This is a genomic window from Wansuia hejianensis (assembly GCF_014337215.1).
Lineage (GTDB): Bacteria > Bacillota > Clostridia > Lachnospirales > Lachnospiraceae > Scatomonas > Scatomonas hejianensis.
Map to the genome: position 1 here is coordinate 3,718,745 of NZ_CP060635.1, position 21,265 is coordinate 3,740,009.

Sequence of the window (21,265 nt, forward strand, 5' to 3'; positions counted from 1 at the left end):
ACGGGGTACAAATTAGATTGTAATATAATTCAATATCATTTACAATACAAATATAAAAATTCATAACATTTACAAAAAAAAGCGGAAAAAATTATGCAAGATGCATAAATGCTATGAATTAAAAAACAAAGTGGAGGAAAGAAGATGAAAAGAAAGGTATTAGCAACTGTATTGTCAATGATGATGTTGTCATTAGCTGTAGCAGGGTGTGGTACGCCAAAGGAAGAGTCAACAGCAGCGTCAGGCTCCGGCAGCAAGGCGGCCTCTGAGAGCGGGGCGTCATCCGCATCGTCGGGCGGGGAAGCAGCAGCGTCCTCTTCCGAGAAAAAAGGTAAGGAAGCCAAGGATATCAAAGTGGCTGGCGTAGTATTCCAGGAGGATCAGTTTATGATGCTGATGCAGAAAGGATATCAGGCGGCTGCTGATGATTACGGGGTAGAGTGCATGCTGGCCAACACAAATAACGACCAGGCAAAGGAAGCAGAGCTGATTTCTACATATACATCTCAGAAGCTGGACGGTATCGCGATTTCACCGCTGAATGAACAGACGTCTATTCAAACGCTTAAAGTTGCGAATGAGAGCGGGCTGGAGATTGCGGTGGGAAATACGAAGCTAAAGGATGCGCCTTTCGTTTGCGGCGGCTTTACTTCTGATAACTACAACATCGGAGAACTGACAGGCAAGGAAGCGCGTAAATTCATAGAGGAAAATCTGGACGGGAAAGCCAGGATTGCGATTGTTGAGTACCAGTCACTGCTTCCGGAGCAATCCACAGACAGGAAGAACGGTTTTCTGGATCAGCTGGAAGGGCTGGACATTGAAATAGTGGCGGATCAGGATGCCTGGATGCAGGATACCGCGGTACAGACGGCCAGCGATATCTTGACAGCCAATGAAGCCAGCGGAGGAGTTGACATTATCTGGGCAGCCAATGACGGCGGGACCATCGGATCAACCATGGCCGTTAAGAATGCCGGAAAAGCGGGAAAGACCTTTGTATTTGGGACAGATGCCGCGGAGCAGCAGGTGGAGCTTCTGAGATCCGAGGACAATATCCTGCAGTGCGTAACCGGACAGAATCCGTATGAAATCGGATATAAGACTATGGAAATCCTGATTCAGACGATCCAGGGGGAGGAAGGTTCCTTTGGCCAGGAAGTAGTTGTTCCCGGCATCGTTCTGAGCAGGACAGATCCGGATGGAATTGACCAGTTTGAAAAAGACCTGACTGAGAGAATGGGAAAATAAGTAAAAGTAAGGCTGTTCTGCCGCGGAACAGCCTGAGTCAGATACCATCAGCAAGCCACGGGGCATCAGGCTCGTGGCTTGCGGGAATAAAAGTTCGGAAGCTATTGGCTTTCAGCAAGGAATGGTGATAAAGTGAGCATTTTAAAGACGGAAAAAATTACAAAAATCTATCCGGGGACAAAAGCTCTTGACCAGATAACCGTTGCGTTTGACAGCGGAAAAGTCCATGCTTTTATTGGAAAAAACGGGTCCGGGAAATCCACGCTGGTTAAGATTTTTGCAGGCGCGATTCAGCCGACGGAGGGAAGCTTCTACCTTGACGATGAAAAAATAGTGCTTCATTCTCCACAGGATGCCATAGAGAGAGGGATTGCCACCGTATATCAGGAGCTGAGCCTCGTGCCCGGGCTGACTGTAGCAGAGAACATACTGATGGGCAGGCTGCCCATGAGGGGGAAGCTCATAGACTGGAAAAGGACCTACCAGATGGCGGACCAATTGCTCCGGGAGTACCGGGTGGACATATCCGCCAAAGAGGTAGTGGCGTCCTTAAGCCTCTGGCAGTGCCAGATGGTGGAGATCGTGAAGGCGATGAGTACGAACCCTAAGGTAATCATGCTGGATGAGCCAACCTCTTCGTTGGCCAAGAATGAGATAGAGCTGTTGTTTGGCATGATTCGTGAGCTTAAGAAAAAGGATGTAATCATCATTTATATCTCGCACAAGCTTCAGGAGCTGTGGCAGATAGCAGATACCTGCACCGTACTCCGGGACGGGAGATTTATCGGGAAGACAGTGATGCAGGAAACCTCGCGCCAGGAGCTTGTCAAGATGATGTTTGGCGAGGTTGAGGTGAAGACAAGGCCGGAGGATCTGAAGGCAGGCGGCAAGGTCATGCTGAAAGTGGAAGGCCTGACACGTAAAGGGTGTTTTGAGGATGTGTCTTTTGAGGTAAGGGAGAAGGAGATTTTGGGAATTGCCGGGATGCTGGGGGCAGGCCGTACAGAGCTGCTGCGTGCGATCTTCGGCGTGGACCGCTTTGACAGCGGAAGAATATTTTTTGACGGACAGGAAATACGGAATCCGAACCCGGTGCGCATGAAGGAAAAAGGGTTTGCCCTGACGCCGGAAGACCGCAAAAATGAAGGACTCATACAGATGATGTCCGTATATAATAACCTGTGCGTCGCCAGCATCCCCTATCTGGCGAAACATAAATTTATACAGAGAAAGAAAGAGAAGGCGTTTGTCGGCAGGCAGATTGAAGAGCTGCAGATCAAGGTGCCGGACGCGGACCTGCCGGTGTCCTCCCTGTCAGGAGGCAACCAGCAGAAGGTAGTAGTCGGAAACTGGCTGAATACCGATCCGAAAATCATGTTCTTCGATGAACCTTCCAGAGGAATAGATGTCAATGCAAAGCAGCAGATCTTCCAGGTGATCTGGGAGCAGTCCAGAAAGGGGATTTCCAGCATCATGGTATCCTCAGAGCTTGAAGAGCTTCTGGAGGTTTGCCACAGGATTTTAATCATGCATGAAGGAAGAATTGTGAAAGAAATATTTCCCGAAGATGTGACAGTGGATGAATTATATACCCTGTGCATGGGATAAGGAGGAACATAGGAAATGAATAAAGCAAAACTGAGTAAAATATTTCACACGCATATGATGGAAATCATCTTGCTGGTGATCTGCATTGTAATCGCATTTATGGCTCCCGGTTTTTTTACCGTTCCCAATATTCTGGGGATCTTAAGGAGCGCGGCGTTTAAAGGTGTTATTGCATTTGGTATGACGATGGTTATCATCTGCGGAGAAATTGACCTTTCAATTTCCTCTACAGTAGCCATCTCCGGAATTATTGCGGCCTTGGTGGCGGATTCGCTTTCGGCGGCGGGCATCATGTCTCTTTCAGCCGGTATTGTTGTGGGCATGGCGGTGGCCCTTGTGGTATCCGGCGGGCTGGGCTTTTTCGTGGGATTTATCAGGACAAAGTTCAACATCCCCACCTTTATCATCACGCTGGCCATGATGAATGTGGTATATGGAGCGGCGGCGCTGCTGTCCAAAGGGTTTCCGCTGACCAATCTGCCGTCCTGGTACAATGTATTCGGTGCAGGGAATGTTCTCGGCATACCGGTGCCGGCGATCATACTGATTATTGTGTTTGTGATCGTACATATTATCATGTCTTATACCACTTTCGGCCGCTCCGTATACGCGGCAGGCGGAAATCCGGAGGCGGCGCGCCTCTCGGGAGTGAATGTTACAAAGGTAAAGATCCTGGTCATGGTGGCCGTGCAGGTGCTGGCAGCGCTTGGAGGAATTATGTGTTCCTCACAGGTAATGTCTGCGGCCCACAATTTCGGTAAAGGGTGGGAAATGGATGTAATCGCTTCCGTCATCATCGGCGGCGCAAGCCTGAACGGCGGAATCGGCAATGTAAAAGGAACTTTTATCGGTATTATATTCCTGGGCGTGCTGCTGAACGGCATGACTCTGATGAATGTAAATGAATATGCCCAGTATATCGTCCGCGGCGGATTGATCCTTGGCGCCGTCCTGATCAATACCATACAGGTGGCCGGCCGGACAGGCGAGAAATAGGAGGAGAAAACAATGACTTCAAGAGAGAGAATACAGGCAGTATTAAACCACGAAATGCCCGACCGGCTGCCCATCGACTTCGGGGCGCACCGTTCCAGCGGGATGGGGGCGGCAGGCTACAACCGTCTGAAAAAGTATCTGGGACATTCCACAGAGACCACTAAGCTGTATGATATCATGCAGCAGCTGGCTTATCCGGAGGCGTTCATGATTGACCGTTTTGGAGGAGATATTGTGCAGGTGATGCAGCTGAAGCCATCCTTCGGCGTGCGCTGCGACCGCTGGAAATGCGGCGAACTTCCCTGCGGAGACCTGTCTATGGTTCCCTATGAATTTCATCCGGTAGTAAATCAAGACGGCGATTATGAGCTCAGGAATGAAGCGGGTGTCTGCATCGCGAAGCGGCCTAAGGATGGTATATACTATGACAATATGAATTACTTCCTGAAGGATGTAGACACCCTCGAAGAATTAAAAGAAAAGATGGTTCTTCCGGTGATCACCGAGGAAGAGCTGGATTTTCTTGAGGTGCAGGCGAAGGAACTGTATTACAATACAGACAAGGCCCTGCTGCTGCATGTGGGCTGCGCCGTATTTGAGGAAGGGCAGCAAGAGTTTGGATTTGAGAATTTCTATTATAATCTGGCGGCTGAAAAAGAGATGATCCACTATTGGGCGGATCACATGACAGACGCATATTGCGTGATGCTGGACAGGATTCTTGACCGGGTTGGAAAGTATATTGACGTGGCAATGTTCGGCGGAGATGATCTGGGGACCCAGCAGGCGGCTCAGATCTCCGAGGAAATGTACCGCGAAATGATTAAGCCCTATCATAAGAAAATCTATCAGTTTGTCCGGAAGAAAGATCCCACGGTCAAGGTGGGGCTTCATTGCTGCGGAGCAATCAAGAAGCTGCTTCCGGATCTGATTGATGCCGGCGTCCAGGTGTTGAATCCCATCCAGATCTCAGCGAAAGGGATGGACCCGAAAGAGCTGAAAGAGCGTTTTGGAAAGGATCTGGTCTTCTGGGGAGGCGGCGCGGATATGCAGGGATTTGTGAACCGCACGGAGGATCTGCAGGAAATTTACAGACATGTGCGTGAGCTGCTGGACATTTTTGCGCCGGAGGGAAATTACATTTTTGCGCCGGTACACAATATTTTGGATAATGTGTCTCCGGAAAAAGTGGTCACGATCTACCAGGCGGCGCTGGATTACCGGAAGGAACAGGAAGAGAGGGAGTCGGTATGAAAAGATCGGAGATTAACGCTGCGCTGAAGGAAATGGAAGGTTGTATCCGGGAGCACCGTTTCGAGCTTCCGCCATTCTGCTCCTTTACTCCGGAAGAGTGGAAGACAAAAGGGCATGAATATGATGAAATCCGCGATAATATGCTGGGCTGGGACATCACAGACTATGGACTGGGAGATTTTAAAAAGGTCGGATTTTCACTGATTACGCTGCGCAACGGTAATCTGAAAATGGATAAATATACAAAAACGTATGCCGAAAAGCTTTTATATCTCAATGAAAAACAGATGGCTACGATGCATTTTCACTGGAATAAGATGGAGGATATCATTAACCGCGGCGGCGGCAATGTGCTGATCCGTGTATATAACTCCACAGCTGACGGGAGGTTCGACGATACAGACGTGACGGTACACCAGGACGGCCGGGAATATGCGGTTCCTGCCGGAACCCAGGTCCGCCTGCGGCCGGGAGAGAGTATTACCGTTTATCCGTATATGTATCATGATTTTACCGTGGAAGCGGGAACGGGAGCCGTTTTGCTGGGGGAAGTATCCATGTGTAATGACGATGAAAATGATAACCGGTTCTATGAACCGATGGGCCGTTTTCCGGAAATAGAAGAGGATGAGCCGCCCTACCGGCTGCTATGCAATGAATACCCGGCCGCTGCCGGGGCAGTCCGGTGAGTGAAAGGGCAGAATGGAGGATAGAAAATGAATTCATATGAAAGAGTAGAACGGGTATTGAACGGGGACATTCCGGACCGTGTACCGACCTTCGAGCTGATGATCGACCCGAAGGTGATCCGGGGGATCGTCGGAAGCGGCAACTATATGGATCTGTGCGATGAGCTGGATATTGATATCGCCATGTCCCAGACTCCTTCCAAGATGTACAGGGAAGAATTGGTGGATGAGCAGAAGAAAATTATCAGGAATGAGTGGGGAATCCTGCGTCAATATAACGATGAAATCGTGCCTCATCCACTGCACGGCCCCATAGAGACGCTGGAGGATGCCATGGCGTATCAGGCGCCGGACCCTTTGGAGGATTTCCGCTTTGATTATCTCCGGGAGCTTGTCAGAAGATTTAAAGGAAAACGTTTCATCGGCTTTCATCTCCACGACGGGTTTAATTACAGCTATTATCTGACCAGTATGCAGGATATGATGATGGATCTGATAGAAGAGCCTGAGCTGGTTCACCGTCTGGTGGATATCTCGATTGAGCATAATATGAAGCTGGCTGAAAAAGCTCTGGACATTGGGGCGGATTTCATCCTGTCCGGAGATGATTACGGTTCAAAGACCAGCCTTCTGGTATCAAAGGAACATTTTGACGAGTTTTTCCTACCTGGCCTGAATAAAATCTGTCAGATGGTTCAGGACAGAGGAGCTTATATGCTGAAGCATTGCTGCGGTAATATTAATCCGCTGATCGGGGACCTGGCAGGCTTCGGCATCCGCGGGCTGCATCCGCTGGATGAAAAGTCCGGCATCAACCAGATCGAGGTAAAGAGTAAATACCCGTCGCTGACCATCATGGGCGGCGTTGACTGTGACGCCCCTCTGACAGATTATACGGAGGAGCAGATGGAAGAATATGTGAAGGGGGTCCTTCAGACACATGCTCCGGGCGGCAGGTACATCTGCGCTACCAGCAACAGCGTCCATTCCTCTGCGAAACCGGAGAATTTTGCGGCGATGCAGCGGGCTGTACATAAATATGGCAGATATTTGCCAAACGGCGAGCTGGACTGGGCATAGGAGGGGCGCATGAAATATATCATGGGGATTGACCTGGGGACCACCGGGTGCAAGGCCTCGCTCTTTGAACAGTCAGGACGGCTGGCAGAACAGGCATACCGGGAATATTCTTCAGAAAACTATACAGGTTTCATAGACTGTGAGCTGGTATGGGAGAAAACGAAAGAGGTCATACGGGAATGCAATAGCCGGCGCCCGGAAGTACAGGGAGTCTGTATCACCTCCTTTGGGGAATCGGTAATCCTGGTGGACCGGGAGGGACGTCCTCTGGGAGAAAGTGTATTGTACAGCGCCGGAGGAGTGGATGAGGAATGGCGGGAACTGGAGAGAAAAATAGGCCGTGAAAAAATCTATCAGATTACAGGCCATATTTCTCATCCTATGTATACCGTCAGCCGCCTGCTCTGGTATAGGGTCCATGATCCTGAACTCTATGGAAAAACAGCCCGATTCCTGTTTTTCTCATCTTATATTGCCATGCGTATGGGAGCAGACTGCGTGGCAGAAGATACACACGCAGCCAGATCCATGGCTTATGATGTGGAGCATGGCTGCTGGAGCCGGGAGATTCTGGATGCGGCAGGGATTTCCATAGATCTGCTGCCCCCGGTCGCCGCGGCAGGGGAAGTGATCGGCCGGGTTCCCGGCGGGCTGGCTGAAGAGCTGGGATTTAATGGAAAACCTCTGATTATTGCAGGCGGCCAGGACCAGCCCTGTGTTGCGCTGGGAATGGGTGCGGTAAAAGGCGGCGACGCAGTCTATGGTCTGGGAACTGTGGAATGTCTCAGCGTTGTTCTGGACCGGTACCAGAAGTCAGGTTCAATGGAGGAGAGCCATCTCGTCTGTGCGCCCCATGTGATTCCCGGAAAATTCCTTACTTATGGAGTCCTGTACTCCGGCGGGAATGTGATCAGAGAGCTGAGAGACAGGCTTTTCCGCCCCCGCCTGGAAAAAAGCGGAACGGATATCTATCAGGAAATGTTTCACGGGATAGACCGGGTGGAGAACCGTCTGCTGGTCATTCCTCATCTGTTTGGTTCCGGTACGCCTGGAATGAATCAGGAGGAAGGGGCATGCGTTCTGGGGATACGCCCGGACACGGCGCCTGAGGAGATTCTGCAGGCTGTGATTGAGGGGCTGGCCTTCGATATGAGGATCAATATTGAGAATATGGAACGGGCAGGTATCCCCGTCCGGCAGATCCGTGCTGCCGGGGGTGGGGCGAAATCACCGGAGGCTATGCAGGTTCGCGCAGACGTTTTGGGGCAGAGGCTGTATATCCCAAAAGACGTGCAGGCAGGCGCACGGGGAGTGTTTTTCATAGCGGCAAAGGCCCTGGGGTGGCTTCACGATTATTCAGAAATACCCGGATTTATTAAATTGGAAGAAACCTGCATAGAGCCCCGGAAGGGGGCGGCAGACAAATATAAAAGGAAATATGAGGCTTACAGGGCAGTACAAAATTGGATGTTCTAGAAGGAGGTGAGGGCTGGATGATCTATACGGTGACAATGAATCCTTCTCTGGATTATGTGATGGTGCTGAAGGAGGCGAGGCTGGGGGAATTAAACCGTTCTTCCAGGGAGATGCACCTCTCCGGCGGCAAGGGAATTAATGTATCCATTGTGCTGAATAATCTGGGGATACGGAGTACCTGCCTGGGGTTTCTGGCAGGGTATGTGGGCCGGGAAATTGAGCGGGAGCTGAGGCAGCGGGGGTGCCATACAGATTTTATTGAGCTGGAGAGCGGCTGCACACGGATTAATGTGAAGGTGAAAGAGGTGTGCGGGCGGGAATCTGAGCTGAACGGCAACGGGCCGGAGATTGATGAAAGGGGACTCAAGAGGCTGGAGGAGAAAGTTTCGGCGCTTCAGGACCAGGATACCTTGATTTTATCCGGAAACGTGCCCCAGGGAGTGGCGGCAGATGTCTATGGAAGGCTGGCGGCGGCGGCTCAGGGAAAGCGGGTAACGCTTGTGGTCGATGCTGAGAAATCTCTGCTGTTTCCGGCTCTGCCCTACAGGCCGTTTCTGATCAAGCCCAATCTGAGCGAGCTGTCGGGTATGCTGGGCAAGAGGTTGAAAACCCGGGAAGAGCTGGCGGAGGGGAGCAGGGAACTACAGGAAAAAGGGGCCAGGAACATCCTGGTTTCCCTGGGCAGGGACGGTGCTTTTTTCCTTAGCGAAAATGGAGAAGAGCTGTGGATCAATGCGCCGAAGGGGACGGTCATTAACACGGTAGGATCCGGAGATTCTATGGTCGCAGGCTTTATCAGCAGCCGGGAATGCGGAAAAAGTCTCAGGGAATGCGCCTGCTATGCGGTGGCGGCCGGAAGCGCGGGTGCGTTTTCAGAATTGCTGCCGGAACGCGGGAGAACAGAACAGCTCTATCGTGAAATCAGTGAGAACCAGTTAGCGTAGAGACTGTAGAATATATGGGGGCAGGAATGGTCATGGAGATTAAGAATTCTTTTCTGAAAATAGAAATTGCTTCCCGTGGCGGGGAGCTGCGCTCCGCACAGGACAGCGGGGGAAGGGAATATTTATGGCAGGGAAACAGCCTGTATTGGGAAGACAGGGCTCCTAACCTTTTTCCTTATATCGCCCGTCTGACAAACGGAAAATACCGTTTTAAGGGTAGAGAATATTCCATGGAGGCGCATGGATTTCTGCATACTTCCGAGTTAAGGACCGTATGGAAGCGGGAGACCGCCCTCCGGCTGACGCTGGCGGCTACAGAGGAGACGAAGAGACAGTATCCCTTTGAGTTTGAATTTTTTGTGGAATACAGACTGGAAGGAAGGCGGCTGGATATCTGCTACGAGGTGCATAATACGGCTGGTTTACAGGAGAACAAGATGTATTTCGGCATCGGAGGGCATCCGGGCTTTCAGGTTCCGCTGGATGACGGCCTGCGATTTGAAGATTATTATCTGGAATTCGGAGGCGGCGGTTCCTGCCGCCGGATTGGTTTTTCAGAGGATCATTTTATAACCGGCGAAGAAGAAGATTTTCCTCTGCCGGATAACCGGCTTCCGCTGAAGCATGAGTTGTTTGACGACGATGCGATCGTGCTGAGGGATATGTCTGATTCACTGGAGCTGGCCAGCCGCTGTGAAGGACGTTTTGTAAAGGTATGCTATCCGCAGATGAAATATCTGGGTATCTGGCATGCGCCGCATACGGATGCGCCTTATGTGTGCATAGAGCCGTGGAGTTCCCTGCCTTCCAGAAAAGGAATCATTGAAGAGCTGGAGACACAGGATAACCTGGTGACATTGGAAGCGGGGGCGGTCTACAAAAATAATTGGTGTATTGAATTTGGATATAGGTAAATGATTTTCAGCCCGTTGATACCGTCCTCATGAAAGAAGTGCCTCATTTCGCTTGCCGGCAGGCGGCTATGAGGCACTCTTTAAAATTTTATTTGTATTTAATAGGTTAACTATCAGCGTCCTGGTAAGCCAGCCTGCTGTATTCATAGACTGCATCTTCAAAAATAGGATACAGAGAAGGATCATGGTTTGGATCAGAGATAGATACATCCTGACAGAACAGGATACCCTTATCTTTATATTTATCCACGAATTCACGCCCCATTTCACGGATCTGCGCTTCAGAGGAACCTTTGGGAAGCAGGGGGCTGCTGACCGAGAAGGTAATATGCTCGTCTTTATAGGTTTCTATCAGTTTATCCACATCATTAATAGATGCCTGGGGGAACCAGAAATCTGTGCCGCATTCTACCATGGCGGGCACGAGTGTTTCGGCTTTTCCGCAGCAGTGGTGTTCAAATACAATGCCAAGTTCATGGCAGGCATCCACTATTTTTTTCATCGGCGGTACAAAGAACTGCCGGCATGTGGCCAGTGAAAAGAAAGGACCCTTCTGGGTTCCCCAATCCTCATGGAGCATGACGCTGTCAATCCGTCCGATTTTTGATACTCTGCGGATATAGTCAATATAAAAATCAGATAGTTTGTCGAGAAAACGGTGAATGCCATCTTCCTGATCCTCATCCAGCAGAGCCATGGCTGCGTTGCTGACATCCATGAGCTGCATCATTCGTTCCCACAGGCCCAGCTGGATACCCAGCTGATTCGCTTTGTCGGTTCCCAAATAATTTGTATTCATGGCTTTCATTTCTACGAAGTCGATTTCATCCAGATCGGGAATAGAGATCACATCTTCCCAGTTACTCATATCAGTTAAAGCGGGATGGCCCGGACGTGTGGTGGCCCCCATTGACAGCGGTTCCCATTCCAATGGAATATTAAACCAGCCGATGGCTGTTTTTCCCTGCGCCTCATAATCTACCACGCCGCCTCCGTCCAGGCATTGGTGGTGGGCCGGGCAGTCAGGTACTTGTCTCGGCCGGAATTCGTTAATATCACAGAACATCCAACCGTTATTAGGAATCCAGTAGGGAGTCTTCCCTTCGAACAGCATATGAAAGTTTTGATAACGTGGAATCGGGCGGTAGAATCGGGGAGTTTCCGGAACATAGGCAATTCCGCTGCCTGGATTCATGCCGATCTCCATTCCCTTGATGGGCGGATAGGTGCCGATGATTTCGTGTTCTTTTTCTCTGTTATAGGGTTCTCTTGTCATAATTACGATACCTCCTGATTTTATAAATTTTGATAGGCAAGACGGCTGGCTTCATAAAAGCAGCTTCTGCCGCCGTCGATTGCCTGGTGGTTTGCCAGTTTGTCAGGATGCCGGCTTCTCGTCAGAGAAATAGGGCGAATGCCTCCTGCCTAAGTTTGGTTTATATACTTATTGTATTTCGCAGGTATAGCCTGCGTAAATACCACAAATGTCTTGCTTCTGAAGAATGTATGGGATATAATCTGTAGTATAGATAAAAAGGGGAAAAGAAGAATGAAGATTCATGGAGATTTGCTTTTTTATTGGATTCACAAGAAATATCCTGCTGCATTCGCCCATCTGTCCAAAAACTATCAAGTGACCCGTCCTATGTTTCCGGATAAGATGGATAAAATACGAAATCATTTTATAGTCATGGATAAAAGCTACGGTATACAAAGTGTAGCCGTATGCGAAGGGGCAATTTTTCTTTTTTTGGGGTTTTCGGAACAGGAACTGAAGGGGAATCCTAACGAGTATATAGCGATACCGGAAGAAAGGCAGCTGACCGAAGTGTTCAACCAGGTGTTGGAGATCTTTGAAATGTTTCAAGAACTGGAGAATAATCTGGAAGACGCGGTTCATACGTATTTCAGCTATAATGCCATTTTGCACAGCTGTGATACACTGATTGATGCTCCGGTAGCACTGCTGGATACTCAGTTCCGTTATGTGGGGTATTCAAAGAGGCTGGCTTTTGAGTGTGGTTTTGAGGATAAATATGTGGGAGATAATAATTATTTACCTCTGGAAGAAATTAATCAGCTCAATGCCATGCCGGATTTCAACGGCTTACAGAATATACAAGAGGTGTTTCAATATGTATGCGTGGAAAATATGATCCATAAGAATATTTTCCATTCGGGTGAATATGTGGGACGCCTGGGAATTCCCTGGTCGAAAGATCCGGCGGTTAACAGGTATCATGCTCAGCTGCTGCTGGTCCTGGCACAGTATGTGGAAGAACTGTATGATATGTTTGGCACGTTTTGGCGAGTGAAAAAAAGTGACACACGTTTTAAGAAAGCTCTGATGCGGCTGCTGGACGGAGAAAGCCTGGACCAGGATCATTTGAACCGTTTGCTGAACAGCAGAGAGTTCGGGCTGAAGGATACATATTGTCTTATTCAGTTTACCTCCGGATTTACCGATAACGGAAAGGATACGACAGCGGCTCTGGCGGCCCGTCTGGAGGGGATATGGCCGGGAACCTGCTGCCTGTTGTACCGGTCGAAATTTATCGCTCTTGTAAATCTGACGAAATATGAAAGTACGGCGGATAATTATTTTCACCAGGATTTGGCATATTTTCTGAGGGAAAGCCTGTTACAGGCAGGAGTCAGCAGGAAGTTCCAGGATCTGTTTCTGATGAAAACGGCTTACCGGCAGACAGAGATTGCGTTGGAGGAAGGCCCACTGACTGATACCACGTACTGGTATTTCAAATTTGATGATTACGCCTATGAGCATCTGCTGCGGCGCGGGTATCAGAATTTTATGCCGGATCAGATCTGTCACCGGGCTATTGGCGTACTGATGGCTTATGATGAAGAGAATCATACACAGCTGAATCTGACGCTGAAGACCTTTATCCGGCTTCAATATAATGCGGCTGCGGCTTCTAAGGAGCTGTATATCGCCAGGAGCTCTTTCCTGAAACGGATGAGCAGAATAGAAAAGCTGACAGGAATCCGTTTGGACAATTACCGGGACAGGGTATATCTTGCCTTGTCTTATGAAATTATGGAGCATTTTAATTATAACGGTGAAAACATTTCCTCAGTTGCCGGCCTGAAGTGAAAAGTTTATAAACTTTAATAACGGGTGAAAAATAAGATGGACTTCCTACTCATTTTGCTTGACATTTCACAGGCGAGAAAATATAATTAAATTAGCATATATTTCTATTACTCTTTATGGATGCAAGACCCTTTCGGGCAGGTCCATTCTTTCTCAATTCTGCTGTTCGCAGTTCTTAGAATTCTATGCTGATATTCCACAATTACAGTCAGGGAGGATTCTGAACGATGAGAGAGAATCCACCCGAAAGGAGGGTGAATGACAGAGCGTCCAAACGCACATGCAGTCCTGAAAGCGCATGATGCGGAAGTGTATGAAGCGTTAGCGGCCCCTGAGGTGTTCGCTGATTTGTTCAATGGTTCCCTTTTTGCGGGAACTCAGGTAATCCGGCCGGAAATGCTGTCGCAGATCAATGAAAAGGCACTGGCAGGAGAGGAAGGGCTGGATAAGAGACGTCTTATTACCTACCGGATACGCGACAGTTCCAGAAGCTGCGGTTTTTCAGAGGGGCTATTGCAGGTGATGCTGGGGGTTGAGGGACAGAGGATGGCAGATTACGGGATGCCTGTCCGTATGCTGATGTATGACGCTATCGCCTACGCCCGTCAGGTGAAGGCCTTGTCAAAGAGAAATCGGAGAGAAAAACGGCTCCGGCGCGGTGCGGAGTTCCTTTCCGGGATAAAAAAAGAGGACAGGCTCATTCCTGTGCTTTCGCTGGTTTTTTATTACGGAGAGGATCAGGACTGGGATGGGGCTTTGAGTCTTCACGATATGCTGGAATTTCCAGAGGAATTAAAAGCATATCAGAAGTATTTTTCAGACTACCGGATCAATCTGGTCAGCAGCCGAACCGTGAACAGCGGCAGCTTCCATACGGGGCTGCGGGAAGTATTTGAACTTCTGAAGGTCATGGGAGACAAGGAAGGCCTTCAGCGGCTGCTGGAAGAACAGAGAGAACATTACAGTAGACTGGACTTGGAGAGGGGGGAATTAATTGCGTGCTTTTTGGATATTAAGCTGCCAGCTATGGGACGTGGGACACAGACAGGCAAAGCAAAGGGAAAGGAGAAGGTTGATATGTGCACTGCAATTCAGGAATTAATCCGTGAGGGTGAAGAAAAGGGTGAACGGAAGGGAAAACGTAAGATGGCCGAAAATGTGCTGAAAGAATTGTTTAACAGAGGATTTTCAGCGGAAGAGGGGGCAGCGGTCACGTGTCTGGAGCTGCGGGAGGTGCAGATTCTCTTCGCGCAATGGCATCCCGGCGGCGGAGACAGCCTCACTTCTGCCGGCGATAGTATGAGTTGTCATGAGCAGATTTAGCGACAGAAGCGGGCTCATCAAATCAGGCGTGATATTTTCCCGGAGTTTTTCCTTTATAACGTTTAAAGGTTTTGATGAAATAACTTAAATCGTTGAAACCGCAGTTAAAAGCTACGTCTGTTACAGAATTTTCGGAAGTCGCCAGCTCGTAACAGGCGTGTTCAATCCGTTGATAATTCAGATAATCAATCGGCGTTCGGTGAGTCATCTGATAAAAAAAACGGCAGAAATATTTGGGGGACATGGAGGCGGCAGCCGACAGCTGTTCCAGAGTGATTGGCAGTGCGTAGTTGTTATCTATAAAATCAAGAACATTTTTCAGCTGCATGATCCGCTTGTAGTCCCGGCGTGTCTGCGGGACGTCTTCCAGGTACAAGTGTCTGGAAAACACGGTTCCGAAGAAATGGTACAGCTCGCCGAAGGTGATGAGTTCATAGCCGGACAGCTTATTAGACATGGCATCAAATACATTCCAGATGATCCGGTGAATTTCTTCATACTTGGGACTGAAGTGGTGGTAGATCAGTGCGGATCTGTCGATGATCCGCTGGATGTAGGGAGTGCAGCCGGGATTGTGTTTCATGAATATATTCAGGTCGAACACCAGGCATTCATAAACGCAGTCTGAAGGTGTGCCGGAGTGGAGAGTGCCGCTGTGAATGAAAATGATGTCCCCCGCAGCGGCGGAAAAGCCCTTTTCATCCAGAGTCATATACAGCTCGCCCTCCAGGACGCGGATAATTTCATATTCCACATGCCAGTGATAATTCATAATATACCTGGGGTGGACGCTGTCTACATGGTAGAATTCAAAGGGAAAGTTGGATGTGCCGTGCTGTTTTGTCTCATTGAAGTTTAAATATTGCATAGTGAGGCCTCCATATGGGAAAGGTTCTTTGCCAAACCTGTTGAAAATGTGAATATTGTTATATTTATTGCCATTATATCACAAGTATTTTAATCGTTTCAATAGTATAATAACATTATAGCTGCGGCAGAGAGTCCGCGGAACGGGCGGTTCAGAGGAAATGACGCCCGGAATACTACTACTATTTTCTATGAAAGATGGAGGTATGTGTATTATGGCAGAAGAAAGATTAGTCGGCGGATATCCGGTAATCGGTATCAGACCCACAATTGACGGCCGTAAAGGCCCTCTGGATGTAAGAGGATCACTGGAAGAGCAGACCATGGGAATGGCCAAAGCGGCAGCAGACTTATTCAGAGAGAACTTGAAATATTCCAACGGCGAGCCTGTAAAGGTTGTTATTGCTGACTCTACTATCGGACGGGTGAGAGAGAGCGCAGCGTGTGCAGAGAAGTTCAGAAAAGAGGGAGTGGACATTACTCTGACGGTTACTCCCTGCTGGTGCTATGGATCTGAGACCATGGATATGGACCCGCAGACCATCAAGGGCGTGTGGGGCCTGAACGCTACTGAGAGACCTGGCGCCGTATATCTGGCATCTGTTTTGGCCACTCATGCGCAGAAGGGTCTTCCGGCCTTCGGCATTTATGGTCATGACGTTCAGGAAGCGGACGACGGTGAGATCCCGGCAGATGTAAAAGACATGCTGCTGAGATTTGGACGTGCGGCCGTTGCAGTCGCATCCATGAGGGGTAAATCCTATCTTCAGATCGGTTCTATCTGCATGGGTATCGGCGGCTCCATCATTGATTCTGATTTCATCGAGTCCTATCTGGGAATGAGAGTCGAGTCTGTAGATGAAGTGGAAATCATCCGCCGGATGACAGAAGGCATCTATGATGAAGAAGAATTCCAGAAGGCTCTGGCATGGACAAAGGCTAACTGCAAAGAAGGCTTTGACAAGAATCCGGATTGGATTCAGAAGTCCAGAGAAGAGAAAGACAAGCAGTGGGAGTTCGTTGTTAAGATGATGGTTATCATCAAAGACCTGATGCGCGGCAACAAGAAGCTGGAAAGCAAGTTCGCCGAAGAGGCTCTTGGACATAACGCAATCGCGGCAGGTTTCCAGGGACAGAGACAGTGGACAGACTTCTATCCCAACTGTGATTTCGCAGAAGCGATGCTGAACACCTCCTTCGATTGGGAAGGCGCGCGTGAGCCGTTCGTGCTGGCTACAGAGAATGACGTGCTGAACTCTCTTGGAATGCTGTTCATGAAGCTTTTAACCAACAGGCCTCAGATTTTTGCTGATGTCCGTACATATTGGAGCGGCGAAGCGGTAAAACGTGTGACCGGATATGAGCTGGAAGGACATGCGAAGGAAGCCAACGGATTTATTCATCTGATTAATTCCGGTGCGGCTTGTCTGGATGCCTGCGGAGAAGCGAAGGATGAGAACGGCAATGGAGTGATAAAGGAATGGTGGAATGTGACTGAAGCGGACCAGAAAGCTATTCTGGAAGCTACAACCTGGAACCCGGCTGACAACGGATATTTCCGTGGCGGCGGATATTCTTCCAGATTCGTGACCAGAGCCGAGATGCCTGCAACAATGATCCGTCTGAATCTTGTAAAAGGCCTTGGACCGGTTCTGCAGATTGCAGAAGGCTGGACCATCAGCCTTCCGGAAGAAGTATCTGATACTCTCTGGAAGAGAACGGACTATACATGGCCCTGCACCTGGTTTGCACCGAGATGTGACGGAGCAGAGGGAAGTGCTTTCAACACCGCATATGAAGTGATGCGTAACTGGGGAGCCAACCATGGCGCAATTTCCTATGGACATATCGGAGCAGATCTGATCACCATGTGTTCCATGCTGCGCATTCCGGTTGCTATGCACAACGTGGCTGATAAGGACATCTTCCGTCCGGCCGCCTGGGGTGCATTCGGAACAAAAGACAGAGAAGGCGCAGATTTCAGGGCCTGCCAGAACTATGGTCCTCTGTATAAGTAAATAGCTGAATCAGTCATAACTCCCCTCCGGGCCGGCAGTTGCAGCAACATGCCTCTAGCCCGGAGGGGAATTTATTTATAGAAGGAAAGTCATTCATATGGTGCGGAGGAAGAACTGAAGCCGCCTTGCCCATTTTATTCCTGCAGGCTCCCAGAAGCCGGATACTTGTCCATAAAAAAGCCGGATACGTCGATCCGGCAGAAAGTGAGAAGATTTATGTAAAAAGGAAAGCTCCTTTTGTTTGATTATGAATATACACGTACATTGTGAAAAAACTGTGATAAAGGATTAAATAAATTATAAAAGTTTTAAAAAAATAGCAGGATAAATCATAAAAATATGGTTCATCCCGCTAAATATTTATTTTTTTGCATGTCTATTTTAAGCCTGCCCATGTTCAGTTGTGGAGCGCGGTATGTTAATCGGTCACAACACCCTTTTGCAGCATGATATTTGCATAAAGAGCTTTTTCGCTGGTAGAAATAATGCAGTAACAGGTCTTGGCTTCCTCATAGAAAGCAAAACGCTCAATATTACCCACGGCGTCTCCTCCACGGCTGTCATGCTTTGCTATGATTTCCTTATAGGTGTCCCAGATGGGAGTTTCCACATGATCGCCTTTCATAACTTCCATCAGGTTCACCGGATGCTCCACATAGGTATCCAGAGGAAATACAGTCAGAATGGCATCCAGGATCTCCGGAACCCCGTGGCCGTCACAGCGTATTGTAATAGCGTTCTTCCCCATAGATTCCACCGGGAAATTACCGTCTGCAATAACAAGACGGTCACTGTGTCCCATCTCACAGAGAACTTTCAGAAGTTCAGGAGATAAAATTTGAGGAATTCCCTTTAACATAATATGTATACTCCTTTCGTTTGAGGGAGGACGGATCACATCCGCCTTCCAAATCGGTATTTAATTATATTGTACAAAAAAGTCGGGTTTCAGGCAATAGAATTTTTTAAAAATGCACAAGTGAAACGAAACGTTTAAATTATAGTTTTGTGGCGAGGGGTGTGGAGACCCGGACGAAAAGCAGCGGAAGACGGTACAATGGCTCTCGCCAGGGGTGGAACCCCGATGGTCTCAGGCGGTAGATTTCTGTATTCAATAAAGAAATACTGTCGCCAGTAGGCCACAATTAGCCGCCGATTACTGACTGAAACCATACCAATGACCCTTTCGTCCGGGTATCCAAAACCCCTCCCCGACCAATTGGAAGCAAAACTGAATATTTGAAAACAATAAAAGTGTGAGCGATTGTTGCTTTCCATAGGTTGTCAATAAAATTCTCTGAAAAATTTATTGCTAAAGATGCCACTGCCCCTATTTATCCGTACCGATGTATCTAATGTTTTTACTTTGATTTCTCCGTCAAGTATATAGATAAACTGCAAATCTTCGTGCTAATGCATAACCTGAAAGCTCGAATTTCTCTGATAGCTTTGGTCATTGATAACGTCAAGTACGAGATACGGAAAGCCTGGGCCTGAATTTAAATTGACGGAGTTTATGTAATCGTTTTGTATGTTTTTCATGAGTAATTATCCTTAATTGAATATATTATGATAATATTAGGCGATATTTCAATATTATATTGTTTGAAACTATGATAATGTTATACTGTAAGCCAAAACCAGAATCAAGTCGAGGGGTGAAACAAGAGTGTATTTTCAATACGATGAAAGTGCAATCGATTATTTAAAACAAAAAGACCAATGTCTTGCAGAAGTGATTGACAAAATCAGAAAGATTAAACGTGAAGTTAACGGTGTTTGGTTTTCTTCAGTTACTATATTCTCCGTCGGCATTGACCGCTTACAGTCTTTTGGGATGACAGTTGTAACGCCTGTCTACACCTATACAATGACTGACAGAACAGAAGCACTTGCGAACTATAATAAATATTTGGAGATATAAACCTATGAACTATACATATCATTACTACTCACCTTTGGGCGGTATCACACTCTGCAGTAACGGAACAGAACTTACAGGACTTTGGAATATAGACTTTGCGCAATTTGAATAAAGAAGAGTTTACAGCGATGTTCTGAGAGAAGCATTTGACTGTCGTGGAAGTGGACTATACGGAAACAGCCGCTTTCTTGTCTGCTTGGATGGCGCTTACAAATACGCGGTCAGCGAAGCATAAAAAATTTCCCTTGTTTCGTCTCATAAGAGTAATAACAAGGGAAAATATATAAGGTTTGAATATTGAATAGGCGATATGCCCTGAAAATATAGGGTTTATAGAGGATTAAATAGATAAACTAAATATTTACAGGTTATAGTATCGTGCAAATTCTGCCGGATGAGGGATTGCCGACAGTTCCAGGCATTCTTGCCTTTTGATGGAGATAAAATTCTGGAGCAGCTGCTCGGGGAATACTCCGCCTGCGGTTAAATAATCGTGGTCTGCTTCCAGCGCATCCAGTGCGGCGTCAAGAGATGTGGGCAGAGCCTGGAGTTTGGATTTTTCTTCATCTGAGAGGGAATAGAGATTCACATCATAAGGGCCCCAGCCGTTCTCGTGGGGGTCTATCTGGTTCTTAATTCCGTCTAAACCTGCCATTAAAATTGCCGCATAGCACAAATATGGGTTGCAGGTGGCGTCTGGATTCCGCAGTTCAAAGCGGCGCATGGTGGGCTTCTTTGCATATGCAGGAATGCGAATTACGGCGCTGCGGTTAGAAGTTGCATATCCCACTGTGACGGGAGCTTCAAAGCCTGGTACCAGACGTTTAAATGAGTTTGTGCTGGGATTTGTGATTGCGCATAAAGAGGAAATATGCTTTAACAGGCCTCCGATAAAATAATGCGCGGTCCGGCTCAGGTGGGAATAACCGTTATCATCCGAGAATACCGGCTCTCCGTTCTTAAGCAGGAGCATATGTACGTGCATACCGTTCCCTGCCTCTCCGTAAACTGGTTTGGGCATGAGGGTAGCGGTTTTTCCGTATTTAAGAGCTGTATTGTGAATGATGTATTTAATCATCATGGTAGCATCCGCCATTTTTGACATCTCACCCAGCATTGGTTCGATCTCGAATTGACCGGAAGCGCCGACCTCAGGATGATGATATTTGATGGGAATTCCCGCCTTTTCCATCTCCAGACACATTTCCGAACGGCATTCATAGGTACGGTCAAAGGGCTTGGCCACATGGTATGCTTTCTGATGAGGAATTACACAGCCTTTTCCTTCAACAGCACTGTTCCAGGGAGCCTGTGAAACGTCCAGGGACATACTGATGGAGTTCGGCTGAACAGCCCAGCCCACACTGTCAAACAAATGGAATTCAAATTCTGGCAAAATCAGCATAGTATCTGCCACACCGGTTTCTTTCATATAGCGCTCAGCGGCTTGTACGATGTTTCGGGGATATTGGTCGAGAGGACGGTTCTCAGGATAGTCAATAACCATTGCATTTCCGGTCACCGACAAAGTTGGAATCTCGCAGAATGGGTCTACAATGGCAGTATCCAGATCCGGAATAAATACCATGTCGCTTTTTTCAACCACGGCGTATCCATAATTAGAAGCATCGAACCCGATACCGCTTGTCAAAGTATCAGCAGAAAATTGCTGTACCGGTATGGTGACATGGCGGTATTGCCCATTAATGTCAACGATTTTGAAATCGATCATTTTAATATCGTTGGCTTCGATCATGTTCATAAAATCTTGCACAGTAATTGCCATAAAATTTCCCTCCAAATATA

At 48.1% G+C, this 21,265-nt stretch carries 17 protein-coding genes; 13 read left to right on the top strand and 4 right to left on the bottom strand.

Annotated features, from left to right (window positions below; translation table 11 throughout):
• Nucleotides 1-144: 144 nt before the first annotated feature.
• The 9 genes from H9Q79_RS17085 (at nt 145) to H9Q79_RS17125 (ending at nt 10,212) form a co-directional block, all read left to right on the top strand.
• Nucleotides 145-1,251: a substrate-binding domain-containing protein gene (locus tag H9Q79_RS17085; RefSeq protein ID WP_118646739.1), complete on the top strand. Its 1,107-nt coding sequence runs from the start codon at nt 145-147 to the stop codon at nt 1,249-1,251.
• A gap of 132 nt (nt 1,252-1,383) precedes the next feature.
• Entirely contained in the window at nt 1,384-2,859 is a 1,476-nt protein-coding gene (locus H9Q79_RS17090; RefSeq protein ID WP_249328789.1) for a sugar ABC transporter ATP-binding protein, read from the top strand.
• 15 nt (nt 2,860-2,874) lie between these two features.
• Nucleotides 2,875-3,855 carry an ABC transporter permease gene (locus tag H9Q79_RS17095; RefSeq protein ID WP_118646741.1) on the top strand — a complete coding sequence of 327 codons (981 nt, stop codon included), beginning with the start codon at nt 2,875-2,877 and terminating at the stop codon, nt 3,853-3,855.
• Between the two features lie 12 nt (nt 3,856-3,867).
• Nucleotides 3,868-5,109 carry a uroporphyrinogen decarboxylase family protein gene (locus tag H9Q79_RS17100; RefSeq protein WP_118646743.1) on the top strand — a complete coding sequence of 414 codons (1,242 nt, stop codon included), beginning with the start codon at nt 3,868-3,870 and terminating at the stop codon, nt 5,107-5,109.
• Nucleotides 5,106-5,798 carry a D-lyxose/D-mannose family sugar isomerase gene (locus tag H9Q79_RS17105; RefSeq protein WP_118646745.1) on the top strand — a complete coding sequence of 231 codons (693 nt, stop codon included), beginning with the start codon at nt 5,106-5,108 and terminating at the stop codon, nt 5,796-5,798. Before H9Q79_RS17100 ends, H9Q79_RS17105 begins: the two co-directional genes overlap by 4 nt.
• A 27-nt stretch (nt 5,799-5,825) precedes the next feature.
• Nucleotides 5,826-6,878: a uroporphyrinogen decarboxylase family protein gene (locus H9Q79_RS17110; RefSeq protein WP_249328790.1), complete on the top strand. Its 1,053-nt coding sequence runs from the start codon at nt 5,826-5,828 to the stop codon at nt 6,876-6,878.
• Between the two features lie 9 nt (nt 6,879-6,887).
• Nucleotides 6,888-8,354 (top strand): FGGY-family carbohydrate kinase, encoded by a 1,467-nt coding sequence (locus H9Q79_RS17115; RefSeq protein WP_249328791.1) that lies wholly within the window; start codon nt 6,888-6,890, stop codon nt 8,352-8,354.
• A gap of 17 nt (nt 8,355-8,371) precedes the next feature.
• Nucleotides 8,372-9,298 (top strand): 1-phosphofructokinase, encoded by a 927-nt coding sequence (gene pfkB, locus H9Q79_RS17120; protein WP_249328792.1) that lies wholly within the window; start codon nt 8,372-8,374, stop codon nt 9,296-9,298.
• 32 nt (nt 9,299-9,330) lie between these two features.
• Complete coding sequence (locus tag H9Q79_RS17125) at nt 9,331-10,212, top strand: aldose 1-epimerase family protein (protein ID WP_249328793.1); 882 nt, start codon at nt 9,331-9,333, stop codon at nt 10,210-10,212.
• Between the two features lie 106 nt (nt 10,213-10,318).
• Here the strand turns inward: H9Q79_RS17125 and H9Q79_RS17130 are convergent, their stop codons facing one another.
• Nucleotides 10,319-11,488, bottom strand: a complete 1,170-nt coding sequence (locus tag H9Q79_RS17130; RefSeq protein WP_249328794.1) for a uroporphyrinogen decarboxylase family protein — start codon at nt 11,486-11,488, stop codon at nt 10,319-10,321.
• A 273-nt stretch (nt 11,489-11,761) separates the two neighbouring features.
• Between H9Q79_RS17130 and H9Q79_RS17135 the strand changes: the two genes are divergently transcribed.
• Nucleotides 11,762-13,327 (top strand): PucR family transcriptional regulator, encoded by a 1,566-nt coding sequence (locus tag H9Q79_RS17135; RefSeq protein WP_249328795.1) that lies wholly within the window; start codon nt 11,762-11,764, stop codon nt 13,325-13,327.
• Nucleotides 13,328-13,585: 258 nt separating this feature from the next.
• Entirely contained in the window at nt 13,586-14,650 is a 1,065-nt protein-coding gene (locus tag H9Q79_RS17140; RefSeq protein WP_249328796.1) for an Rpn family recombination-promoting nuclease/putative transposase, read from the top strand.
• Between the two features lie 22 nt (nt 14,651-14,672).
• On the opposite strand, the gene H9Q79_RS17145 is transcribed toward H9Q79_RS17140, so the two are convergent.
• Nucleotides 14,673-15,518: a helix-turn-helix transcriptional regulator gene (locus H9Q79_RS17145; RefSeq protein ID WP_118646761.1), complete on the bottom strand. Its 846-nt coding sequence runs from the start codon at nt 15,516-15,518 to the stop codon at nt 14,673-14,675.
• Between the two features lie 214 nt (nt 15,519-15,732).
• On the opposite strand from H9Q79_RS17145, the gene H9Q79_RS17150 reads away from it, so the two are divergent.
• Nucleotides 15,733-17,535 (top strand): L-fucose isomerase, encoded by a 1,803-nt coding sequence (locus tag H9Q79_RS17150; RefSeq protein ID WP_249328797.1) that lies wholly within the window; start codon nt 15,733-15,735, stop codon nt 17,533-17,535.
• A 418-nt stretch (nt 17,536-17,953) separates the two neighbouring features.
• Here the strand turns inward: H9Q79_RS17150 and H9Q79_RS17155 are convergent, their stop codons facing one another.
• Nucleotides 17,954-18,394 carry an RbsD/FucU family protein gene (locus H9Q79_RS17155; protein ID WP_118646763.1) on the bottom strand — a complete coding sequence of 147 codons (441 nt, stop codon included), beginning with the start codon at nt 18,392-18,394 and terminating at the stop codon, nt 17,954-17,956.
• 810 nt (nt 18,395-19,204) lie between these two features.
• On the opposite strand from H9Q79_RS17155, the gene H9Q79_RS17160 reads away from it, so the two are divergent.
• The gene (locus tag H9Q79_RS17160) at nt 19,205-19,459 is read left to right on the top strand and encodes a hypothetical protein (RefSeq protein ID WP_249328798.1); all 255 of its coding nucleotides are present in this window, start codon (nt 19,205-19,207) and stop codon (nt 19,457-19,459) included.
• 361 nt (nt 19,460-19,820) lie between these two features.
• Here H9Q79_RS17160 and glnA read toward each other — a convergent pair whose 3' ends face one another.
• Nucleotides 19,821-21,245 (bottom strand): type I glutamate--ammonia ligase, encoded by a 1,425-nt coding sequence (glnA, locus tag H9Q79_RS17165; protein WP_249328799.1) that lies wholly within the window; start codon nt 21,243-21,245, stop codon nt 19,821-19,823.
• Nucleotides 21,246-21,265: the final 20 nt, after the last annotated feature.

Coding starts and splice junctions, on each gene's coding strand:
- H9Q79_RS17085 (WP_118646739.1), top strand. CDS start 145: ATGAAAAGAAAGGTATTAGCAACTGTATTGTCAATGATGATGTTGTCA.
- H9Q79_RS17095 (WP_118646741.1), top strand. CDS start 2,875: ATGAATAAAGCAAAACTGAGTAAAATATTTCACACGCATATGATGGAA.
- H9Q79_RS17100 (WP_118646743.1), top strand. CDS start 3,868: ATGACTTCAAGAGAGAGAATACAGGCAGTATTAAACCACGAAATGCCC.
- H9Q79_RS17105 (WP_118646745.1), top strand. CDS start 5,106: ATGAAAAGATCGGAGATTAACGCTGCGCTGAAGGAAATGGAAGGTTGT.
- H9Q79_RS17110 (WP_249328790.1), top strand. CDS start 5,826: ATGAATTCATATGAAAGAGTAGAACGGGTATTGAACGGGGACATTCCG.
- H9Q79_RS17115 (WP_249328791.1), top strand. CDS start 6,888: ATGAAATATATCATGGGGATTGACCTGGGGACCACCGGGTGCAAGGCC.
- pfkB (WP_249328792.1), top strand. CDS start 8,372: ATGATCTATACGGTGACAATGAATCCTTCTCTGGATTATGTGATGGTG.
- H9Q79_RS17125 (WP_249328793.1), top strand. CDS start 9,331: ATGGAGATTAAGAATTCTTTTCTGAAAATAGAAATTGCTTCCCGTGGC.
- H9Q79_RS17130 (WP_249328794.1), bottom strand. CDS start 11,488: ATGACAAGAGAACCCTATAACAGAGAAAAAGAACACGAAATCATCGGC.
- H9Q79_RS17135 (WP_249328795.1), top strand. CDS start 11,762: ATGAAGATTCATGGAGATTTGCTTTTTTATTGGATTCACAAGAAATAT.
- H9Q79_RS17140 (WP_249328796.1), top strand. CDS start 13,586: ATGACAGAGCGTCCAAACGCACATGCAGTCCTGAAAGCGCATGATGCG.
- H9Q79_RS17145 (WP_118646761.1), bottom strand. CDS start 15,518: ATGCAATATTTAAACTTCAATGAGACAAAACAGCACGGCACATCCAAC.
- H9Q79_RS17150 (WP_249328797.1), top strand. CDS start 15,733: ATGGCAGAAGAAAGATTAGTCGGCGGATATCCGGTAATCGGTATCAGA.
- H9Q79_RS17155 (WP_118646763.1), bottom strand. CDS start 18,394: ATGTTAAAGGGAATTCCTCAAATTTTATCTCCTGAACTTCTGAAAGTT.
- glnA (WP_249328799.1), bottom strand. CDS start 21,245: ATGGCAATTACTGTGCAAGATTTTATGAACATGATCGAAGCCAACGAT.